Genomic DNA, 21,277 nt, shown 5'->3' with positions numbered 1-21,277 from the left:
CGACGGGCAGGCGCGGTCACTGGCTGGCCGGCACCACCCGACGGCTCCCAGCCTCGACCGACGACGTGGACGCCCACAGCACCCGATCTCCCTGGAGCACCTGGCGCACTCACCGGTGGAGCACCGCTGTGGAGGCCACCCCACCCGGTGCCGCCACCGCACGGTCCGGTGCCTCCGGCCGGTGCCGCGCCGCCGCGGCGGCCCTCGTCGCGAGAGTCCGCTTTCGACGTGGTCGACGGTGTCCGTGAACCGTGGTGGACGCGGGCGCGTCGCCTGGTCGTGTTGGGCGCGATCACCGTGTTCACGGTCCTGGGCGCGGTCGACGTGACCGTCACGATGGTCGGTGCCCTGCGCCCGTCGACGTCGACACCTGCGTCGGAGATCGCCGACGAGGTGCTCGACGGGGTCGCCGAGGGCGTGGCGGTGGACTACCTGTCCTGGGACGCCCGGGAGCGAGAGCGACGCGAGCAGGCGCTGCGGCGGTGGGCGTTGCCCGACCGTGAGGTCGACGGCTGGGACGGGCAGGGCCGCCAATCCGCAGACAGCGCCGCCGTGCTCGCTCGTGCACGGCGGGGCGTCGACCAGGCCGTGGTGACCGTGCGGGTGCGGGTCGTGCCCTACGCCCCGGACGAGCAGGCTGGAGCACAGAATCCGTCATCGACGCAACCGCCCGCCGAGGAACCCGACGCCTCGCCACCCGTCACCGAATCCGGCGTCCCGGCCGCGCAACCCGCACCCACGGACCCTCCGGGCTGGCAGGCGCACCCGGCGCGCTGGCTGGTCCTCGCGGTCCCTCTCGCGCGGCACGACGGTCGCGTGCTGTTGACCGCGCCTCCCGCGCTGGTCGGCGACCCCGGCACCACAGCTGGCGAACCCGTGCCCGTGGTGGAGACGGTGAATGACGACCGGTTCACCCGCGAGACCCGGCAGGCCGTGCAGAACTTCTTCGAGGCGCTGGCCACCGGCGAGCTGGACTTCGTGCGCGCCCCGCGTGCCCGGGTCAGCTCCCTTGAGAGTGCGGTCGCGCTGGTGGAGGTGCGGCAGTGGCGCGGCATGCAGGCGCAGCCGGGCGCGCCACCGCAGCAACGTGCGGGCGTGGCGAGCGTGGTGTGGCGAGTGGCCGAGAACGCCGGGCAGCTGACCTGCACCTACCGCCTGGACCTGCACCGCCAGGACGACCGCTGGCTGTTGGCCGGCATCGACATCGACACCGGGAAAGCACCGTGATGACCACCGCGACGACCATCGTGACCGCCCTGGGGCTGGCGCAGACCCAACCTTTGCAGCAGATCAACCTCGACGGCATCAAGGACGCGATCTTCGCACTGCTGGGCGTGCTGCTGATGATCGTGCTCGGGGTGCGGGCCTTCTGGTCCTACATGGAGGACAAGCCCGGCAAGATGGTCGCACAGATCCTGGGCGCCATGGCGTGCGGGATGTTCGTGTTCTTCCCGGACACCGCCGAGAACATCCTCAAGGGCGTCATCCAGTCAATCGTGGGCGGCACCGTATGAGGCTGCCCACCGACACCGTCCACCTGAAACTCCAAACCCGCCAGTACGAACTGTTCGGTCGCTCCCTGGGGCGCGGTGTGGAACGGCGTGTCCTGCTGATCGGGGCCGCCAGTGCCGCGCTGTGGTGGGCGGTGCTGTTGCTGCTGGGCATGCCGATCCTGCATCGCCTGTCGCCGCTGGTGTTCCTGGTGCCGCCGGTGGTGTTCGTGCTCTACGGCACCCGGCGCGACGACACCGGCCGGATGATGCTCGCGGCCTGGCGCGACCGGCTGCTGTTCCACGCGCCGGTACGACGGCGGTCGATCGGCAACCCGCTGCTGCACCTGGACGGACACCGGACGCGTCCGATCAGCCTGCTGGTCACCACACGCCTTGTTACCGCTGTCTCCATGTCTGATCGGGAAGGTGGTGCGTCGTGACGCGCAAGGGACGGCCATCGCGCCGGATTACCGATCCGCCCGCCGCTCCGTTGCTCATCCAGGACGGTATCGAGGTCACCGATGATGCGGTGTGGACGTGGGCGCAGATCCCGGACGGCTCCACCGAGCTGATGGAGGACGGCGAACTGGAGGCCGCGACCTGGGCCACCGCTGCCGCGATGCACACGCTGCTGCCGGTCGACGCCGAGTACCACGTGAAAATCATGTGGGCGCGGTACTCGCCCGAGGACTACCGCGACAGCTGGACCTCGATGCCCGGGGTGCGTGCCCCGGGCGCGGACTACTACATCGAGCTGGGCGCGCACCGCATCGCACGCAACAGCGAGGGCGGCCATTTCCGTCGCCGGGTCGTGCTGCTCGGCGTCCGTTGGCCCACCCGCGATACCAGCTCGCCGTGGGAACGCCGCCGCCAGGCCATCGCCGCCCAGCTGCGCTCCCGCGCGGCGATGCTGCGCGACGCCCACGGCCGCGTCGACGAACTGGCACCGGCCGTGCGGCGCTGGTTCAGCCAGGTACGGGACAGCCCCCTTCGGGGCGTTCCGGCTCCTGCCGCGACGATCGCGTGGGCCTACGCCCGCGAGCTGCGCCGCACCGCCGACCTCGCCCCGGTTGGACAGGACGAGTTGTCCGGCGCGCAGCTGGTGTCGCTCATGCACGGCGACGTCACACCCAGTCCTGACGGCCGCTACGTCACCACCCGGGACGCGAGCACCGGTGCCACCCGGCACGTGGCGGTGCTGGTGCCGGCCGTTAACGGGTTCCCGGCCGACGAGCTGGAGATCCCCGGTGGGGAGTGGCTGGCGCTGCTGACCGAGCTGATCGACGTGGAGGCGTCAGTGCGCGGGGTCAACCACGGCCGTACCGGCTCGCTGGCGCTGTTGCGCGCCGGCCGCAAATGGACCCGCTCGCAGAGCCTGGAAGCAGGCGAGGCGGGCACCGTCCCGCCGGAGGAGATCGACGAGGCCGAGCTCGCGCTCGCCGAACGCGACCGGGAGGTGCGGCGGCGCGTTGACGTGCTGGTGACCTCGCACCCGCGGTGGGTGGTGCACGCCGGAACCGTGGAGGAGTTGACCGACCGCGTGGAGGCGCTGCGTCGCCGCTACACCGGCATCGTCGCGCTGGAGCTGGCACCGAACATCCAGGACCTGCTGTGGAAGGAGCTGCTGCCGGGCGACTGGGTGCGCGTGCCGGAGTTCGGCCAGGTGCAGCCGATGCGCACCCTGGCCGGGTCGTGGTTCCATGGCGGCTCGGCGGTCGGGGACACCAGCGGTCCTTACATCGGCGGCAACCTCGGTGCGACGCCGGGACCGGTGCGGCTGCACCTGGTCTCCCGCACCGCTGACGACCGGCGAATGCCGACCACCATGTCGTTCACCGGCCGCTCCGGTTCGGGCAAGAGCACCGCGGTGATGTTGACGGTGCTCGCCGCGCTGGCCGAGGGCGCCTGGTGCCTGCTGGCCGACCCCAAGGGCGACCTGGCCGGCATCGTCGAGGTCGCCGACCGCATCCTCGGTGTCCCGGTGCAGGTCGTCGATGTCACCGCCCCGGAAGCCGCTGGGTCGATGGACCCGATGCGGTGGGCGCCCACAGCCGACGAGGCCCGTGCCCTGACCCTGGACGCCCTGCTGGGTGTGCTCAGCGGCGAGGACCGGCGCGGCACCGAGGCGGTGCTGGAAGCCGCGATCGACCGGGTCCTGGCCCGGCCCCGGAAGATGTGGTCGGCCACCGCCGTGATCGGCGACCTCGTCGCCACCTCCGGCGACAGCCCCGCCGCGCAGGCAGCACGGACACTGGGCGAGACGCTGTCGGTGCGCTCCCGGCAGTCCGACGTGCGCGCCGTACTGGGCGCACCGACCGCTGACGCCGCGCCCATGCTGTCCGGTCGCGGTCTGGTCTACCTGCGCTTGGACGGCCTGGGCTTGCCCCAGCCCGGCAGCGTGGCGGAGCAGTGGACGGTTCCCCAGCGCTGCGCGATGACCACCTTCCGGGTCTCCACCGCCTACGCGCTGATGCAGTCGCGCCACGTGCGGGAGCTGATCAAGCTGGTCGCGCTGACCGAGCTGCACCGCATCACCGCCTACCCGGAAGGCCGCGCGCTGGTGCAGTGGCTGGCCCGCACCGGCCGCGCGCTCAAGACCTACCTGCTGCTGGACTCCCAGTCCGCGGTCGAGCTGGCCGCCATCGAGGGCCTGGTCGAGCAGCTGGTCATGAGCGCGGCGTTCGAGGCGCTGGGGCGAGAAGAGCAGCAGGCCCAGGCGGTGCTGCTGCACCGGCCCGACGCGGGCCCGCGCCTGCGGCAGGCCCAGGGCATGTTGGGGCCGGGCGAGTGCGTGATGCGCGACCGGCACAACCGGCTCGGCCTGGTGGCCTTCGACCGGCTCACCGAATGGATCGCCGACACCCTGTCCACCGACGCCGCCGAGGACTCCGCCGACCTCTACGCCTACGACACCGAACCGGTCGATGCCGCCCCTCGCGACCACTCCGAGGACGGGACAGCAGCCGACACCACGACGCCGGATGAACCGCGTGCCCGGGACGTGGTTGATGTCCGGCAACGGACCGACCGGCAGGAGGAGGTCCGGTGATCGCCGTCGCGTCCGCCGCACCGGCGATCACGCGGCGTCGCGCGGGCTGGTTCGCACTGGCAGTGTCCCTGGCCGCCTCGGTCAGCCTCGTCGTGATCGCCGTCGCGTGGCCGGAGGCGCCACCTTCGGCTGGCGCGGTGCCGCTGAACGTCGCCGATCCGGAGTCGGTGGCGCTGGCCTTCACCCAACGACACCAGGCGCACGATCCGGGCGCCTGCTCGCTGGCAACACCACGGTGGCGGGCACAGCTCGGCCGCCGAATGAACTGCCTGCCCATCGAGCAGAGGCCACGACCGGAGGTGCAGGTGCTCAGCGCGAGCAGGGAAGCCGAGTCCGCGGTGGTGGTGATCGCAGTCCGTTCACATGACCAGACGCCATGCCAGGTCACGGTCACCCTGGCCCTGGTCGAGGACCGATGGCTGGTCGACTCGACAACGCCCACGCCGGTGGAGGCGCGATGAGCAGCGACGTCGTGCCCGCTCGCCTCGTCGACTTCATACGCGGCACGGGCTGGCGCGTGTTGCTCCTGGTCATGGCGGTGCGTGAGCGTGCGCCGCGTCCGCTGCGGTGGCTGTGGGACCGGCCGGAGCGCATGATGACCCTGGCCTGGCTGGTGGGGCTGCTCGTCGCCGGGCACGCGCGCGGCGCGGTGGCCGACGACGTGATCACCGGCCCGGATCTGGCCGGTGGCGGCCAGAAAACCTTGTTCGAGACGTACGCGTTCTCCGACTACGGCATCACCGTCAAACCCGACGACTCGGCATCGGGCTGGCTCGATGTCGCGCTGCCGGTGTATCAGATCATGGGCGTGATCACGCTGCTGCTGATGTGGCTCGTGCTCGGAGTGCTGGAAGGCGCGCTGACCCTGCTGGAGTGGCTGCTCAACCTCACCGTCTACGCGGAGTCCAGTAACAAGATCGACCAAGCGGTGAACTCGGTCGCCTACCACGTGTTCTGGCCGCTGATCACTGCCACCGTCGCGATCGGCGCGGTCATGACCTACGCCCGCTGGCGCGGCGAAGGCCGAGGCTTCGCCACCGACCTGGGCTGGGTCATCGCCACCGCCGCCACCGCGATGCTGTTCGCCTCCGGCCCGTCCACCGTGATGACCACCGTCGACGGCGCACGGCAGCAGATCGCCGACGGCGTCATCGCCGGATCCACCCAGTTCGTGGCCGCCTCGAACAACCCGACGGGCTTCCCGACCCCGTCGATCGCCGACGGCAGCCCGCACGCGGGCACCCGCCGGCTCGTCGACAGCATGTGGTCCAACTTCGGCGCCACCCCCTGGTGCCTGGCGCACTTCAACTCCCTGGAGGTGTGCGGCAAAGCCGGTCACCACGCGCTCGCAGGCGACGACACGTGGAAGCGGTGGATGGAAATCCTCGACGACCAGGGCGCGGTGGAGGAGTTCGGGCCCTACGGCGACTACATCCGCGGGCAGGACCCGGCCCGGCTGGGCATCGTGCTGCTGCTCACCCTGCTGGTGCTCCCCCTGGCGCTGCTGCTGATCCGCCTGGTCATCGCCGGACTCAAAGCCTCGGTCGGCCTCTTGCTCGCCCTGGTTGCCGGGCTTGTGTTCCTCACACTGTGGCCGATACCCGGCTGGCCTCGAGCGACCGGAACCCGCTACCTTGTCTACACCGTCGGCCGCAGCCTCCAGGCGCTGACCATCACCACCACGGTGTCCGGTGTGACCGTCACCTCCACCATCATCGTCACCCTCGTCGGCCAGCACGGCTTCTTCATCGTCACCGTGCTCAACATCGCCCTGATGACCTCGGCGGTGCAGATGCAGTCCTGGGTGGACTCGCTCACCGGCGGCGAAGGCGCGCGGACGATGGGCGTCGGCTCGGCGCTGATCGCCCGGTCGGTGGCGCGCACGACGGTCAAGGCGGTCGGCGGCGTCGCCCGCGTCGCCGCCGCCACGGCACGCGTCGCCGGCGCAGCGGCGGTCGGCGGGGTCGGCTTGGCCGCCGCCGCGACCCGTGCGGCCGGCAATCAGCTCAAGTCCCAGGCAGGCAAGGCGGCGGACATCGACCGCGGTCCGGTGGAGGCGACCGCCACCCGCATCACGCCCTCCACCGCGGTGCAGCCCTACGCCCAGGGCCCGGGAGGACGACGAGCACGCCCGCACGGAACCGGCCCGTCAACCGCGATCACCTCCGGCCCCGGTCTGGCGGTGCGGCCGAAGCCGACTCCGCGTCCCGACCCGGAAGCACGAGCGGGCACGACGTTCGACGCCGAACGAGCCACCGCGGTCGGCCCGCGTCGATGGGTCGCACCACCCGGCGGCACCGGCACGGAGCAGGCCACCGGTGACGTGCGCCGGGTGTGGGTCGTCCCGCCCGGCGGACGCGGACTCGCACCGCCGGACAAGACCCCGCCGCCCCCTGCCCGCAGTCGTCGTGGTGTTCACCAGATCACCACCGGACGCCCACGACCACCTCGACAGGTGAAGCAGAGCGGTGCGGATCCGGCCCGGCCACCACGACCGCGTCGAGCACCTGGGCGCCGACGCGACGACACCGCCTCCGGCTGACCAGCGAGAGGAGACCAGCATCGATGGCGCATCCCGACCCGGCACGCCACAACTTCGAGCCGCCCGACACCACGCCGTCCATCCCCGCCGCCGATCCACTCGATGGCGACACCGATCGTCCGGCGCAGGTCGCACGACAGGTGCGCCGCGCGCTCTGGGGAAGTGACCTGCTCGGTCCCCGGCCCGGATGGTGGCCGTGGGGCTCCGGTGCCCGCGCCCGAGCACAGCGACGGCGTGAGCTGCGTAAGCTCGGCGCGCAGCGACGCGCCGAGCTGCACCACCGGTTCACCCACGGCCTCGACCACGGTGGTGACGCCGTTCGCGCGCCGTGGCGGCCCGTGCCCACCAGCAGGAACATCGCGGCCATCGCCGCCGTGGCCGCCGTGATCGCCGCAGTGGTGGGCGTGGCCTGGTCGATGGGCGACGAGCCGGGGGCAGCCCCCGAGGTGCCGGGGGAACAGCGCGGCGAACCGGCGCCCACCGAGGTCGCGTCCACCACCTCGACAGCACCGGCGAACACTCCCTCCGGGAGCACTTCGTCCTCCACGTGGTCATTGCCGGACCAACCGCCCATTCCGGCTGCGGGCGTCGCACCCACACAAGCCCAACCCCGCACCGCGACGGACCCTGCGACGGTCAACGTCGTCACCGCTCCAGCAGGTCCACCGGCACGCCAGGAACTGGCCGGTCCGCAGGACGCGGCGGTGGCGTGGCTGTCCCGGTGGTGCCCGTTCACGACCACCGAGGAGCGGTTCGGCGACGCCGAACGGCGAGCCCGGCCGGCGATGACCGACGCCGCCTGGTCGTTGTTCGACCCCACGGGCGACGAGCGCGCCACGCGCAGCTGGCATCAGGCCACCGCCGCCGGAGAGACCGGCAGGTGCTCCGCGGCCGTCGCCCAGCTCGTGCCCAGCGCCCCCCGTACCGCGGAGCGGGTCGTGGTGCGGGTCACCGCCGACCGGGTGGTCACCACCGCCACAGGTGCCCGCTATGTCGAGTCTGTCTCCTCGACCCGCGTCGTGCTGCGCCAGGCCGACGGCGCATGGCTGGTCGACCTGGCCGCTGTCGGTGGTTGAGGGCGATGGTCAAGGGCCTCCTCGGCGGCGCAGCCGCCCTGTTCAGCCTGCTTCTCCTGGTCGCCCTGCTCAGCGCCGGCGCGCAGGACGCGGAAGCGACCCCGCCCCGTGGCGGCTGCACCGTCACCACCCCACCTGCCGGTCAGACGGACGGGCAGACAACAGCATCGGGTGACCAGGTGGAAGCCACGCTGAACGCCGACCAGATGGCCGTCGCGCGCACCATCGTCGCCGTCGGCAAGGGCCTGGGCGTAACACGGCGCGGTACCGCGATCGCCCTGGCCACGGCGATGCAGGAGTCGACGCTGGACCCGAACGCGGTCTCCGGGCGCAGCCTCGGGCTGTTCCAACAGCAGGGCGAGCTGTACGCAGGCGTCAACCGAACCGATCCGGCCGACACCGCTAGGGCGTTCTACGAGCAACTGCTCAAGCGGGTTCCGAACTACGACGACCCGGCGGTGGCGCTGGCCGACGGCGCGCAGACCGTGCAGGCATCCGGTGCCGGGGCCTCCTGGTACGCCCGATGGCACGGGTGGGCCACCGCGCTGGCCGCCCAGCTCTACGACGGCACCCCCGCCCAAGGTGGTACCGGCGGCATCGTCTGCGCGCCCGGTGGCGGCTCGGGACCGATTCGCATCATGGTCAGCGGCACCACCATCACTCTGCCCGCCGAAGCCGGGATCCTCGGCACGCTCACCATGCCCAACGAACGAGTCACCACCGTGGTGGCCTCGGCGCTGAGCTACCTGGGCACCCGCTACTCCTGGGGCGGCGGCAACGCCGCCGGCCCCACCGTGGGCATCCGCGACGGCGGCGTCGCCGACGCCCACGGCGACTTCGAGAACGTCGGCTTCGACTGCTCCGGCCTGATGGTCTACGCCTTCGCCCAGATCGGCGTCACGCTGCCGCGGGTCTCCCAGGACCAGCAGCAGTTCGGCCGCTCGCTGCCCTGGGAGCAGGCCCAGCCCGGGGACATGCTGTTCTGGGGACGCCCGGCCACCCACGTGGCGCTCTACCTGGGCACCCTCAACGGCGTCCACTACATGGTCGAAGCACCCCAGAGCGGAGACGTCGTCAAGGTCAGCCTCGTGCGTACCCGCGTCGCGGGGTTCGATTCGTCGGTGGTGCGCGCATGGTGATCGCCGGAAGGCACCGCACGACGCTGGAGCAACGTCGACGCCGCGCGGCGGGGTTGCTGCTCGCCCTGGCCGGCGCGATCGCGGCCGTGTGGCTGGCCGCAGGGCTGCTCGCCGTGGTCGACGGGCAGGGATGGCACCCACCCCGGCTCCATCTGCACTCGCCGACCGGCGGTGACAGCGGACTGCTGGACCTGCCGACCTACCAGCCGCCGTCCCCGACTGCCACCTCCGACCCGGCCGCGCCCTCGACGACGACCAACGTTGGGCTTCCGGGACCGGACGAGAACGGATCCCGGTGGCAGGTGACCGTCCAGTGGCCGGTGCGCCCGCTGTGGGCGTTCACAGCCGGCCTGCCGCTGTGGGCGGCGTGGCTGGCGTTCGTGGTCGCACCTGTAGCCGGATACCGACGCGAAGGGCTGGCGAGCACCCACGAGGTGCGGCGCACGCTCGGCCGTCGACAGGCACGCCGCAAAGGGCGTGTCACCTGGCCACGAAGCCGATGGTGGACCCGCCTGACCATGCCCACCGCCGCGTTCGGCTACCGCCTGGGACGACCGTTGCGCCCGTGGGCGCCGTGGGTGCCGCTGTGGGCGCACTTCGAGCACAACATCCGCATCCTCGGCCGCACCGGCTGGGGCAAAACCCTGCGCCTGCTCATCCCCATCATCCGCGACCTGCCCGGCCCGGCCATGGTCCTCAGCATCGAACCCGCCGTGTTCACCCACACCGTCCTGGCCCGCCGCCACCGCCCCGCACGCCCGATGCGGGCGCCGCTACGGTGGCTGCCCGGCCATCGCCGGACGCGTGAATACCCGATCGCCGCGGTGGACTTCTCCGACCCGACCAACCGGTTCACCGCAGGCTTCCCCCAGGTGCGCTGGAACCCGATCAACGGGTGCGCCGACTTCGCCGTGGCCACCCGCCGCGCCTATGCCCTGGTCGCCGGCTCCGACACCGCGAGTACCCAGCGGCGCACCAGTGACGACGACGTCTTCTTCCGCAACTCCGCCAGCGAGGTCCTGGCTGCCTGGCTGTACGCGGCGGCGCTGGGCGGCTACGGCCTGGACGAGATCACCCAGTGGCTGTCCGACACCCAGCACACCACCCCACGCCGCGTGCTCGCCGAGCACCCGCACACCGACCGCACCGCCCTGCTCGCGCTGACCACCCACCTGAGCACCCGCGCCGACCGCACCACCTCCGGCGTCGAGCGCTACCTCGCGCTCACCATCAACGCCCTCGTCAGCCGCGAAGGCCGCGCGTTCTGCGACGTCGACCCGGACCAGTCGTTCGACATGACAGGCTTCGTCCGCGAGGGCGGCACCGTCTACGTGCTGGCCGACCCCGACCGCGTACACCGGATCAGGCCCTTGCTGTCGCTGTTCACCGCGGAGATGTTCATCGCCGCCCGCACCGCGGCACTCGCCCATCCCGGAGGCAGACTGCCCGTTCCGTTCGTCGCGGTGCTGGACGAGCTGCGCCACAGCGTCGTGGTGCCCACCCTGCCCTACATCGGCAACACCATGCGCAAACACGGCGTGCACTTCATCTACTCTGTGCAGAGCAGCAGCCAGGAGGACGAACTCTACGGAGCCCAAGCCGACAGCCTGCGCGCCTCGGCCAGCGTCACGATCGTCGGCGGACTGGACATGACCGTCGCCCCGGAACTGGCAACCCGGGCAGGCAACGCGGCGCTCGTCGAACGAGCCCGCGAACGGGGCGGCGACCAGGTCAGCCGGGTCGACAGCCTGCCGGTGTCGGAACAACAGCGCTTGGCCGACGGCCGCGCGGTGATCGCCCCACGCGGGGCAGGATTGTTCGTAGCCTCCACACCCACGATCTACCAACGCCGCGCACTGCGCCACCGCATCCGCCGCGAGGTCGCCGCAGTCGACGCGATCGTCCAAGAAGCCAACAGTCGCGAACACAGCCGCCGCCGCGGAGCCGCCGCCGCGGTTGCCGTGCAAGCCACCTTCACCCCTCCCGGAGACGTCCAACCGTGACCGACCAGCCGATCGATTCCGCCTCGACGGCCACCGAACCGTCCGCCGAACACGACGTGGTGATGCTGCTGGCGCTCCTGGATGCCGAACCCGCTGCGATTCGACGCACACCGTGGACGTGGGCCGCGCTGTCGAAGCAGGAGATCGCAGCGCTGCGACGGACCGTGCGACGGTGGGTGAACGACTACAACGTTGTCCACGCCGTAACCAGCCGCGAAGTCATTCCCGACTGCTGGGAACTGCACCCCGGCCTCGCACACGACCTCGCGGTCATGGTGTGGGTCTACTACGACACCCACCACGACCCCAGATCCACACCGCTGATGGCAGGCGACTACCACCTCCGCTACCTGCCTGCGTTCCGCGCACGGCTGGATCACCTGCTGGGCGGCGATCCCGCCAGTTGCCGTGCGGGCGAGCACCCCGCGTCCTGGCGCACCAGCCCTGGTGACGTACTTCGTCCAGCTGACCGGCTCCAGGCCGCGGACCCTGGCGAGCCGAGCGAGGCGTTGAGCTTTGCGTTCGGCTTCACCGGGGGAAGTGCGATGTCGAGCATGAGGTTCGGTGTCCCGACCGGTCATTGACCCGACGGCTGAAAGCCGTACTTGCGGAACAGGTCGAGTTCGTCCCGCCTGCCTTGCACGGTCAGCAGCTTGTCGAACCGCTCGACCGCGTACTGGTTGCCGGCCATGACCTCGGCCGAGAGCTCGTCTCGGTCACCGAGAACAAGCAGTAGCTCTGCCAGCAGGTAAGCGTCGTGTCGGTCGCCTGCGTCTGGGCCATCACGTAGTTGATCTAGGTCGAGGAAGCTGGTCAAAACTGCCGAGACGAGTCCATCGGGTCGTCCGCCCCTGGGGCGTTCAGTGCGATGTGGAGTCGCAGGAGTGCCACAGCCGTTGCAAGGCGATCGCGCTCGTCAAAGTGGTCGACCAGGCATCGCAGGGCCTCGCGTCCGTGAGCGCGTACGCAGGACTGAAAGCCGGCGGAGTGCGTCGGGGAGGTCAGGACCGATACGGTTGGCTACGCGCTGTGATGTCGACAGCCTCTGCGCGTACGACCAACTCTGCGTACCTGGCGTCGCTGACAAGCGCTTCAGCGAAAGCCGAGCAGAACGCCGCGCAGCAACAACAACTCGAACAGGTTTACGCCGAGTTGTACCGCCTGCAGACAGCGTCGCGGCAGTCGGGATGAGCCTGCCTGTCGACCTGCCCAACCGATGACAAAACGGTGGCCGGGCCCCTATAAGGACCCGACCACCGCCTTGGCGCGCTCTGGCCGCATCGTGGCGTCCTTTCATCGGACGCCCGGCAGAGCCGAGTGCGTCGAAGATCCACCACCCCGAACTCTTGGCCGGAGGCTGGGCAGAGGATCTTCCTGTTCCCAGGACCATGGTCCTGGTGACCCGAGTGTTCGCCCGGTTCGGCCACCACGGACGGACGGGCCCCGCAAAGCATTAAATCGCGAACCTGTGTTTATTCACACATTCGAGTGCCGCTGTCTTGACTTTATGGCAGAGCATCTGGTCAGGCATCCTGATCTGACGCTCGGCAGACCGCCGAGTGCGTCAGGGACCCGCCGCTCCGAACTTTTTGGCCGGAGGCTGGGCGGCGGGGCCCTCTGTTCGGAAGGTTCACCGTTGTCCACCAATGACACGGGGTTGAACGACCCCACACAGGCGTCCCCGCGCTCCCGCGCGACCGACGATCACAAGCGGTCGGGCGCAAGGAAGGCCCGCACGTCAAGTCTCGGCGCCCGATGGCTCATCACCGAAGGCTTCGACCCACTGCGAGAATTCACCCGCAGCGGCGCCTTGCTCGCCGTCATCGGGTTCGCCATGCTGTCCAAGTGGAGCCCGCAGGACGTCCACGCGCTCGTCGCCCTCGTCCTTCCAGCTCTCTACTTGACCGGTAGTGGTCAGAAGGGCACTGCCTGAGATGACCGCATTGACCGAAGATGCCCGCGGTTTCAACCTCAAGCCTGGCCACGAGGTGGGCGAGGATGAAGTGTGCCTCTGGCGCACCGCAGTCCGCGTGATCACGTTCCGCCTGCGTGACAAGGTCCCCTTCATCGACCTTCACGACGTGATTCAAGACGCCGTGACCAAGTTCTTCACACGGCTGACCCCTGAGGAGCGGAAGCGGATCACTCACCAGTGGGCCTACCTGCGCAGAGTCGCCGACAATGCAGCGGTCGACTACTACCGAGCCCGTGACACGGACGTCCTGGTCGAGTCATGGGACGACTTCGAGACGGTTGAAGTCGGCCGAATCGTTCAGAACCCCTTCATCGAGCACATGCAGAAACTCCACCTCATGGAACTGGTGGACAGGATCGCGCCCGACATGACCGAGGCCCTGGAACTCTTCCTCGACGGCTATGAGTTGGCCGAGGTCGCCGACATCACCGGCCGGTCCCGCAAAGCGGTCCACTCGGCCTTTCGGGAGATTGTGATGCACCTCGACATCCGCCGCGAAGTGGAGAACGAACCGGTCACCGCCACGCTCCCGGAAGGGCACAGTGAGATCGCCCGAGCCGTCCGCTCCCTGGGGCCGAGACAAGCAGAAGTGCTGCGGATGTCCGCCGACGGACTGAAGCCTCGCATGATCGCAGAAATCCTGAGCATCGACAACAACGCGGTCAGGGCCAACAAGTCCATAGCCATCAAGTCTCTCCGCGAGAAGCTCGGCCTGCCCTCTTCAGAGGAGGTCCTCAACCGGGTGCGCGAGCTCGACTGGGGGGCAGCACCTGCCACTCGCTAGTGTCGTGAGTCGGTAATTGGTTGGTAGTAGGCGGCGAGTGTGTCGAGGATGTCGTCGGCTGCTTTGGGCTAGACGAAGTGCTTGGGGCTGGCGTTCCACTCGTTGATCCAGCGGTGGACGTCGGCTTCGAGTTCGGTCACCGAGCGGTGGGCGGAGCGGCGGAGTTTGCGGTGCCACCACCCAGCATCATCCAGGTAACCCGATTTCGGCGGACACGGGTCGTCCTGTTGACACTACAGTCGTGTCAGCCTTGGGGGGTTGCATGGTTGACGCATCACGTGATGATGCGATGGACAGTCACATTCAAACGGCGAACGTGCAGAGCGGCGACGCGCGTGACGTGGTACAGGCGCGGGATATCCACGGCGATGTCCATCTGGCTGCGGCAGCACAGCCTCGGTGGTGGGCGTCTGCTGCCGTGCTCTCCTCAGCCGTGGTGATCGCAGCGTTGATCATCGTGTGGCCGAAGTCATCAGACGATGCGAGTCCCGACGTCAGCGTGCCGAGCGAGTTGCGCGTGACGGTCGACATGTCCCACAACGACCAGGGTCCGTGGGGATATGTGTCGGAGTCGCCGGACTTCCTCAGCAGCGACCTCGTGGGCCGGTTGGCCGAACCGATGGCCGCGGTGGACCGTGCCCTGGTGAAGGAAGTTCGCTCGCTGGAGGGGGCCGTCAGTTTGCAGCGCCACCTGATTCGACTGCACCTGGAGGGCCCGGTTGGCGGCACCAGAGTAATCGACATCCGACCGGCGATCCGGCGAACGGCTCCACCTCCCTCAGGCAGCCTCGTCTGGGCGCCGCCTCAGGGTGGTGAGCCGTCCTCGGAGGTGCTGTTGTTCCTAGACGAAGCGTTTCCGATAGTGCAAGCCTCGGAACCGATGCCGTCACCTCCTCCGGGTCAGGATGGCCGTCGAATCCCGACCGGTCCGTACTTCCCCGGACACACGATCAACCTCTCGGCCGGGGAGACCCACGAGATCGTCCTGACCACGTTCGCCGATTCTCGCAGCTACGAGTACGAGCTGACGATCGTCCACCAGATCGGCACAGAGATCCGGGAGACGAAGGTGGACAACAACGGACGCCCGTTCCGGGTGGCGGGTATGGCATGTAGCGGCCCTCATGTCGCGTCGTACCAATCCGCCTACAGGATGGTCAGTGGTCTCAGCGTCGTCGCTGAGTTCGATCCCACCCATATAGACCTCGGCCCGAGCCGCTGCTGACCGATGCCTGTGTCAAGGACGACCTGATGCGCAATCCTGTGGTGTGGAGCGTCCTGGCCGGTGTGCTGATCATCCTGTCGGCCATCGCGGTAAGAACGATCGACTCCGAGGAGCCCGCCGTTGGGCTCGCTTCGGCCAGTGTGACGACCATCCCGGCCCCGCGGCCCACCATGACGACGAACCCGCCGACCACGACGACCGGTGTCCGAGCCGCTCCACCTGACGGCTGGGTGTGCACCGACATCGAGACCGTCGACTCGGACAACCAAGCGCTGCCCACAGCGCTGCTGGACCAGGTTCGGCCGATCCACCAGGCCGCCTGCAGGGGGGACACCCGGACCTTGCTTGACATCATTGGGACCGAACCGGGCCACGATCTCTCCGAATTGATTACCGAACTGCTGAGCACCGACACCGGCGCTGTGGCGCTCCTCGCCTTCACCCTGGAAGTCCGACCACGCACACTTCAGGGCGGGCACACCTACTGTACGCCGACCGGAGCCGCGGCGGTGTTCGCACGCGGAACACTCACCAATCCCGGCGGACTGACCGTCTTCACGACCAAACCCACACCCATGACCGAAAGATCGTGCCGCGGCTAGGGGCGTGACCACTAGTTGATCAGAGCAGCCGTCTGGGTTGATCACAGGGCCTTGCGTGATCGACATGTCGATCACGCAAGGCCCTGTTCATTGGGCAGGCAGTCGCGCCCACCTGAAGATAATGGCGGTGATCGTTGGTCGTCGTGCTTCCGACTATCGATCCTCGGTCAACGACGATAAGACATGAAGTAACTTCCTATTCGATTGGATTGGCGGAGACCGCGCGGCCGGGTGATCGTCACTGGTCGCCCGGCTGCGGCTCGATGTCATTGCTGATCTGTGCTGGCTCGATGTCGTCGACGCTTCGCTGGTGCTCGGCGACCGGCTCCGCTGCCCGGCTGGCTCGATCGCGCGCGGAGACCAGTTCGGTGTGGCGTTCCTGCTGCTCTCGCTCGCGTATTTCCGCAGGTTGTCCGGCCCGCAGTTCGATCTCGTCGCGCAGGCCGTCGATGCGCCTGGTGAGGCTGTGGTGTTCGGCGGCGAGGCGTTCGGCGCGGTCCTGGGCGGCGGTGAGGGTGTCGAGGTCTCGCTGTTGTGCTCTGGGGCGCGCGTGTTCGTAGTCCTTTTCCGCCGCGTCGGCTCGGGTGAGGGTGTGGCGGCGCTGGTCGGGAGGGCCGGTGCGTTCGTGGAGCCGGGCCGCCTGGGCGGCGAGGTCGCGGGCGTCGGCGTGCGCCTGTTCTTCCCGTTCAGCGTGGTATTTGACCTGCTCGGACAGCTCTGTGCGGCGTGTGCGGGCCAGTGGTCCGAGGGTGTCGAGGGCGTGTTGGGTGCGGGCGCGGTCGGCGGCGGCGTTTTCGGCGCGTTCCAGTGCGGCGTGCCAGCGTGTTTCGAGGTCGTCGGCTTGACGCACCAGGTCGGCTTGCTCGCGGAGCCGGTGCAGGTGGTCGTCGAGTGTCCGCACGGCCGGACCGGCTTCGGCGGTAACCTGGATACGTAGTTCTTCGGCGTTGTGGCGAGCTTCGGTGACTGCTCGGTCGAGTGCGGCGAGGCGTTGCTGTTCGACGGCGAGCAGGCGCCGCAGGTGCTCGTCGTCGTGGCGGCCGTGTTCGCGATCGGCCCAGTGCGGCACGCCCTGTGCTTCAGGGGCGCGGGGGTGCGGCTGTTGATCGGCGGCAGCGGGATCGCGCCCGGCGAGTTCGATCTGGTGTTGTGCGGCGCGTTGGAAGTGGCTGGTGGTGAACGCCGAGGGGTTCTTGACCCAGCGTGCACTCACCTCGGCGGGCGAGACCTGGCGTAGTGCGGCGTCCACATCGATGCCTGCTTCGGCGGCTTGTTCGATCCGTTGGGCGAGCGCGCCGAACGCGGGCCCTCCTGCGACGAGGTCGACGACCTCGGGATGGTCGGGCCACGCCTGGCGCAGGTGTTCGACGGCGGTGCGTCGGCGGTGGCGCTCGGCGGCTGCCCGGTCGCTGTTCCGCTGCGCCTTGTCGGCTTCCCACTGGTGGGCGCCGGCGGTGCGCTTGATGAAGTAGGCGGTCAGGCGCGCCGGGTCTTCGACGTTGTCGCGGCCGACCTTGGCCAGCGGGACGCGTGCCAGCAGGGTGCGGGCGTCGAGTCCGCCGACCGCGTGCCGGTCGAGCTGGCGCACGACGGCGTCGAACGTGGCGCTGGTGATGACGGCTTCGGCCAGTTCGGGGCGTGCGGTCCAGGTCTCACGCACCAGGTCGGCGACCTGGTCGCGCAGTAGCTGCCACTGCTGTCGGCGTTCGGCCTGATCGTGTGCGGCGTTGACGCGGCCGTCGGCGAGGCGTTCGGCGGCGTCGCGTACGGCCCACGCGGTGAACGCCGCGGGGTCGGTGACAGCGTCGGAGGCGACGGTGCGCAGCGGTACCTGGGCCAATACCTCGTGCACGTTCAAGGCCGAGTCTTCGACTTCGGCCAGCCGTCGCGCCACGCTGCTGAAGGCCGCCGCGGCGATGATCCGCTCCACCAGATCGGGCTCATGGCGCCACACGTCGCGTAGCAGCTCCGCCGCACGCCCACGCAACCGCTGGTCCCGCTCGGCACGTTCGACACGTGCCTGCTTGGCCTGGGTGCTGCGTTCCGCGCGTTCCTGACGGCGACGGTCGGCTTCGCGTGCCGCGGCTTCGGCGTCCCGGGAGCGTTGCTCCCGGGCTTGGGCGTCGGTGAGGTCGCGGAACTCCGCCAAGCCGAGTTGGACGACGACGGGGAGGTCGTCAGGGCAGGTTTCGGTGGCGCGGGCACGACGGGCCAGCTTCTCGACGGCGCGTTCCATCCGCTCCGCGCGGGTGCCCGGCCTGGGCCGGTTGGTCGCTTCGCGTTCGGCGTCCAGGGCGTCCAGTGGTGCGAAGAGGTGGACGGCACTGCGGTGTCGACTGGTCGCGACGTGGGCTGCGGGGTTGTCGGCTCCGGCGGCGTGGAAGAGCAGCGTGCCGCCGGACCATTCGCCGTCGGGGCCGCGCCACTGGTCGCCGACGGTGAGGCCCTCACTCTTGTGCACGGTCATGGCGTAGCCGAGGGAGACGCCGCCGCGGGCGATGTACTCGGGCGTGAGTCTGCCCAGGCGGGTGGTGCGGCCGTCGGCTGCGTCCTCCTGCCATTCGACGGTGAGGGTGCCGTCGTCGGCGATGGCGGTGACGACGGCGCGGTAGCCGTTGAGGACGTCGGTGTCGGCCAGCGTGCGGCGCTGCACGGCGTTGATGCGCATCAGCACGTGGTCGCCGACGTGGAAGCGGATCTCGCCGCCGCGGCGCAGCGCATAGGTGCGGCCCGGACCGAGTTCGCCGTCGGCCAGACGCAGTGCCTGGGCACCGTGGTTGAGGCGGTCGACCATGTCCCGGGTGGCGCTGAGCATGACCAGACCGCGGATCTCGGTGTGCGGGTCGGGTGCTCCGGCGCGCATCTGCGCCCAGGTGGCGAGCATGGCGGCGGTGGCCTCGGAGGTGGTGTCGGTGGCGACCAGCCGATTCTTGAGCATCCAGATCGCGAGGGCTTCGCTGTAGCGGCCCTCCCGCCACAGGGCGATGGCTTCGCGTTCATCCTCCTCGCGTTGGCGCCGGTTGTCGACCAGTTCGGGGCCGTCGACGAGTCGGTGGACGTGGCCGAACAGGCTGCCCGCGCCGACGCCGCGCAGCTGGAGCCTGTCGCCGACTTCGATGATGCGGGTGCCGGTGCGGGCGGCGCGTTGGTAGAGCCGGGCGCGGTCGCGGTCGTCAGTGAGGTTGGCCTCGTCGACCACGAGCACGTCGACGCCGGTGAGCACGGTGCTGTCGGGGTCCTCGGTGGTGCTGAGCAGCGAGGTGAGGGTGCGGGAGGGGATGCCGGATTCGGCTTGGAGGTTGCGGGCGGCGACGGCGGCGGTGGCCGCGCCCTGCACGGTGTAGCCGGCTGCCTCCAGGATGGTGCGCAGGGCGCGCAGGAGGGTGGTTTTGCCGGTGCCGGGGGCGCCGTTGACGGTGTCGATCATGCGGCCGTCGGTGGCCAGGCGGGTCACGGCGGCGCGTTGCTCGTCGGAGAGCGGGTAGCCCTGTCCGGCTTCGACGGTGTCGAGCGCCATCTGGAGCAGGTCGGGGTCGGTGACGCGCACTGGTGACTGTTCGGGGTGGCTGGCCCGCGCGGCGCGAAGGATGATCTTCTCGGCTTCGACGACGTCGGTGGTGGTGAACTGCTGCGCGTTGGCCATGTGCTGAGCGGCCAGGGAGCGCTTCGTGCCCACCCCATGCACCAGCTCCGCGCCCTGGGGCAGTCGGACGAAGTCCAGGTGCGCCAGGACCCGTTCGGTCATGGCCTCGATCGCCTCGGGGGAGGGGTAGCCGCCGGGCATCGCGTCGGCGACGTGGCGTAGTGCGTCGGCGCGGGTGAAGCGCCGGCTGTGTGAGGTCAGACCGGCGGCCGGGTCGAGCAGGCGTTGCGCGATGGTTTCGGCGGTGACGACCGGCTCGGGTTCGGGTTGCTCGCCGTCTTCGGGCAGGTGACCGCCTGCGAGGACGCGCCGCAGATGCTCGGCGGGGTCGCGTCCGGCGGCCAGTTCCTGCCCTTGCCAGATGTCCTGGAGCGTGGCGTCGGGAGCGTCGATGTAGTTGCCGTGGGCACGTCCCGGTGCGTGTTTGGGGCGGCGGGTCAGTCGGGCGGCAAGGTCCTGTTGGACGCGGGTCGCGGTCTGCGGGTCGTGTCCCAGATGGGTGAGCAGCGCACGGATGTCGGTGTTGCGCTTGCTGAACTGCCGCAGTGTCTCGTCGGGGATGCCCGCGATCTCCCAGCGACCGGTGCGTTCGCTGCGGCGGTAGCGTACACCGAATCTGGTGGTCATCTGGTGGCGGATCAGTGCGTGCACCATGTGTTGCACCACCGGGGCGTGGCGGATCAGGTCGCGTCCGCCGGCGGCGATGGTGCTCCACTTGCCGTCCTCGGTGCCGCGGGTCATGTTGGCCAGGGTGAGGTGGACGTGCCAGTGCGGATCGCCCACGGGCATGCCCTCCACCGGACGGGCGGTGCGTTCGACTATCGCCCACCCCAGGAAGCCGGATCCTGGGACGGTGGCTGCGGTCTTGCCTTGGCCGTGTTTGCCGCGCATGCCGTAGGCGGTGCGTGCTTCGAGCCAGTCGAAGGTGCGCAGCACCTGCTGGAGGAACATCGGCTCCGCCTGCGCGGCCAGTTCCGGGGTGGCAATGGCCAGGAAGGTCGAGTCGCTCTTGGGGATGTCGACGGTGAGGTCGTAGGCGGCGTTGCCGGTGATGACGCGTCGCGGCACCCGCTTGTTGCGCGGCTTTCCGGTGTGGCCGGTGGTCTGGACGATGGTGAACAGGTTCGCCGTGGCTTGCGTGAAGGCGCCGGGCTGCCAGACCTCGTCCGGTGCCAGCCCTACGGCGTCGAGGATGAGACCTGCGTGGTCGGCGCGCAGGCGCGCGGTCTCTCCGTCGGCCCGCCACACCCGCTCCGCGGTGGCGAACATGTCGCGCAGCTTGCGCTCAGCGAGCACGTCCGACACCGGTACCCCGGCTTGGGCGGCGATGCCGTGCACGGCGCGCACCAGGGGCGAGATCGGCAGCTTGGCGTCCTCCGGGACCGCCTTTTTGGGCTCCACCAGCACCTCGCCGGTGTACGGGTGCCGTCCGGTGGCGAGAGCCCGTGCCTGGGGGAACTGGTCGCGGGTCAGCGGACTCAGCGGCGTGATGCCGACCTCGTGCAGCCCTTGCCCGATCCATAGCAGACCCGTGGGACCACCCTGCGGGTGTGTCGACAGTGGCCGTTCACGGTCGGAGCCGCTGCACGAGTCGTGCTCGCCGAGGCGGTAGTCAATCTCCACAGGGTTGAAGCCGATGGGCTTGACGTAAGCCACGTCCCCGACCTCCCCACGCGCTGCTCGGCGACGGCGCTGCGCGACCTGTCGCCACTTCGGCTCTTGGCGTGGGGGCCGAGATCACCGCAT

The 21,277-nt window shown here is 69.9% G+C and carries 16 protein-coding genes; 14 read left to right on the top strand and 2 right to left on the bottom strand.

Translation table 11 applies throughout. The features are described 5' to 3' along the window. Positions 1–228: 228 nt before the first annotated feature. Genes EKG83_RS47065 through EKG83_RS27055 form a run of 10 tightly spaced genes read left to right on the top strand, consistent with a single transcriptional unit; the run spans position 229 to position 11,886 of the window. The gene (locus tag EKG83_RS47065; RefSeq protein ID WP_170191976.1) at positions 229–1,227 is read left to right on the top strand and encodes a conjugal transfer protein; all 999 of its coding nucleotides are present in this window, start codon (positions 229–231) and stop codon (positions 1,225–1,227) included. Continuing rightward, positions 1,227–1,514, top strand: coding sequence for a hypothetical protein (locus EKG83_RS27095; protein WP_153278459.1), 288 nt, complete (start codon positions 1,227–1,229; stop codon positions 1,512–1,514). The genes EKG83_RS47065 and EKG83_RS27095 overlap by 1 nt, the downstream gene beginning before the upstream one ends. Then, positions 1,511–1,933: a hypothetical protein gene (locus tag EKG83_RS27090; protein ID WP_033435544.1), complete on the top strand. Its 423-nt coding sequence runs from the start codon at positions 1,511–1,513 to the stop codon at positions 1,931–1,933. The genes EKG83_RS27095 and EKG83_RS27090 overlap by 4 nt, the downstream gene beginning before the upstream one ends. Then, a complete protein-coding gene (locus tag EKG83_RS27085; RefSeq protein ID WP_157591570.1) occupies positions 1,930–4,542 on the top strand; it encodes an ATP-binding protein in 2,613 nt (870 codons plus the stop codon). Before EKG83_RS27090 ends, EKG83_RS27085 begins: the two co-directional genes overlap by 4 nt. Next, positions 4,539–5,003 carry a hypothetical protein gene (locus EKG83_RS27080; protein ID WP_033435542.1) on the top strand — a complete coding sequence of 155 codons (465 nt, stop codon included), beginning with the start codon at positions 4,539–4,541 and terminating at the stop codon, positions 5,001–5,003. The genes EKG83_RS27085 and EKG83_RS27080 overlap by 4 nt, the downstream gene beginning before the upstream one ends. After that, positions 5,000–7,084, top strand: a complete 2,085-nt coding sequence (locus EKG83_RS27075; RefSeq protein ID WP_033435541.1) for a hypothetical protein — start codon at positions 5,000–5,002, stop codon at positions 7,082–7,084. The genes EKG83_RS27080 and EKG83_RS27075 overlap by 4 nt, the downstream gene beginning before the upstream one ends. A 23-nt stretch (positions 7,085–7,107) precedes the next feature. Next, entirely contained in the window at positions 7,108–8,160 is a 1,053-nt protein-coding gene (locus tag EKG83_RS27070; protein WP_153278457.1) for a hypothetical protein, read from the top strand. Between the two features lie 5 nt (positions 8,161–8,165). Next, a complete protein-coding gene (locus tag EKG83_RS49430) occupies positions 8,166–9,299 on the top strand; it encodes a C40 family peptidase (protein WP_033435539.1) in 1,134 nt (377 codons plus the stop codon). Further along, complete coding sequence (locus EKG83_RS27060) at positions 9,293–11,302, top strand: type IV secretory system conjugative DNA transfer family protein (RefSeq protein ID WP_153278456.1); 2,010 nt, start codon at positions 9,293–9,295, stop codon at positions 11,300–11,302. Before EKG83_RS49430 ends, EKG83_RS27060 begins: the two co-directional genes overlap by 7 nt. Next, complete coding sequence (locus EKG83_RS27055; RefSeq protein ID WP_033435537.1) at positions 11,299–11,886, top strand: hypothetical protein; 588 nt, start codon at positions 11,299–11,301, stop codon at positions 11,884–11,886. Before EKG83_RS27060 ends, EKG83_RS27055 begins: the two co-directional genes overlap by 4 nt. On the opposite strand, the gene EKG83_RS27050 is transcribed toward EKG83_RS27055, so the two are convergent. Continuing rightward, positions 11,880–12,119 carry a hypothetical protein gene (locus EKG83_RS27050; RefSeq protein ID WP_033435536.1) on the bottom strand — a complete coding sequence of 80 codons (240 nt, stop codon included), beginning with the start codon at positions 12,117–12,119 and terminating at the stop codon, positions 11,880–11,882. The genes EKG83_RS27055 and EKG83_RS27050 overlap by 7 nt on opposite strands. Before the next feature lie 819 nt (positions 12,120–12,938). Here EKG83_RS27050 and EKG83_RS27045 point away from each other — a divergent pair. From EKG83_RS27045 to EKG83_RS27030, 4 genes are all read left to right on the top strand, one after another. After that, entirely contained in the window at positions 12,939–13,235 is a 297-nt protein-coding gene (locus EKG83_RS27045) for a hypothetical protein (RefSeq protein WP_033435535.1), read from the top strand. 1 nt (position 13,236) lies between these two features. Beyond that, positions 13,237–14,061 carry a LuxR C-terminal-related transcriptional regulator gene (locus EKG83_RS27040; RefSeq protein WP_033435534.1) on the top strand — a complete coding sequence of 275 codons (825 nt, stop codon included), beginning with the start codon at positions 13,237–13,239 and terminating at the stop codon, positions 14,059–14,061. Positions 14,062–14,323: 262 nt separating this feature from the next. After that, positions 14,324–15,286 carry a hypothetical protein gene (locus EKG83_RS27035; RefSeq protein WP_153278455.1) on the top strand — a complete coding sequence of 321 codons (963 nt, stop codon included), beginning with the start codon at positions 14,324–14,326 and terminating at the stop codon, positions 15,284–15,286. A 26-nt stretch (positions 15,287–15,312) separates the two neighbouring features. Then, a complete protein-coding gene (locus EKG83_RS27030; protein ID WP_153278454.1) occupies positions 15,313–15,888 on the top strand; it encodes a hypothetical protein in 576 nt (191 codons plus the stop codon). 238 nt (positions 15,889–16,126) lie between these two features. On the opposite strand, the gene mobF is transcribed toward EKG83_RS27030, so the two are convergent. Further along, entirely contained in the window at positions 16,127–21,187 is a 5,061-nt protein-coding gene (mobF, locus tag EKG83_RS27025) for a MobF family relaxase (RefSeq protein WP_051766993.1), read from the bottom strand. Positions 21,188–21,277: the final 90 nt, after the last annotated feature.

The organism is Saccharothrix syringae (genome assembly GCF_009498035.1).
GTDB lineage: Bacteria > Actinomycetota > Actinomycetes > Mycobacteriales > Pseudonocardiaceae > Actinosynnema > Actinosynnema syringae.
The sequence above is the reverse complement of the archived record's forward strand: the minus strand, read 5'-3'. Positions and strand labels throughout refer to the sequence as shown.

What these genes read in the sequence shown, in the direction of transcription:
- EKG83_RS27070 (WP_153278457.1), top strand. Translation starts at nt 7,108, where the DNA reads ATGGCGCATCCCGACCCGGCACGCCACAACTTCGAGCCGCCCGACACC.
- EKG83_RS49430 (WP_033435539.1), top strand. Translation starts at nt 8,166, where the DNA reads ATGGTCAAGGGCCTCCTCGGCGGCGCAGCCGCCCTGTTCAGCCTGCTT.
- EKG83_RS27035 (WP_153278455.1), top strand. Translation starts at nt 14,324, where the DNA reads ATGGTTGACGCATCACGTGATGATGCGATGGACAGTCACATTCAAACG.
- EKG83_RS27040 (WP_033435534.1), top strand. Translation starts at nt 13,237, where the DNA reads ATGACCGCATTGACCGAAGATGCCCGCGGTTTCAACCTCAAGCCTGGC.
- EKG83_RS27030 (WP_153278454.1), top strand. Translation starts at nt 15,313, where the DNA reads ATGCGCAATCCTGTGGTGTGGAGCGTCCTGGCCGGTGTGCTGATCATC.
- EKG83_RS27060 (WP_153278456.1), top strand. Translation starts at nt 9,293, where the DNA reads ATGGTGATCGCCGGAAGGCACCGCACGACGCTGGAGCAACGTCGACGC.
- EKG83_RS27090 (WP_033435544.1), top strand. Translation starts at nt 1,511, where the DNA reads ATGAGGCTGCCCACCGACACCGTCCACCTGAAACTCCAAACCCGCCAG.
- EKG83_RS27095 (WP_153278459.1), top strand. Translation starts at nt 1,227, where the DNA reads ATGACCACCGCGACGACCATCGTGACCGCCCTGGGGCTGGCGCAGACC.
- EKG83_RS27075 (WP_033435541.1), top strand. Translation starts at nt 5,000, where the DNA reads ATGAGCAGCGACGTCGTGCCCGCTCGCCTCGTCGACTTCATACGCGGC.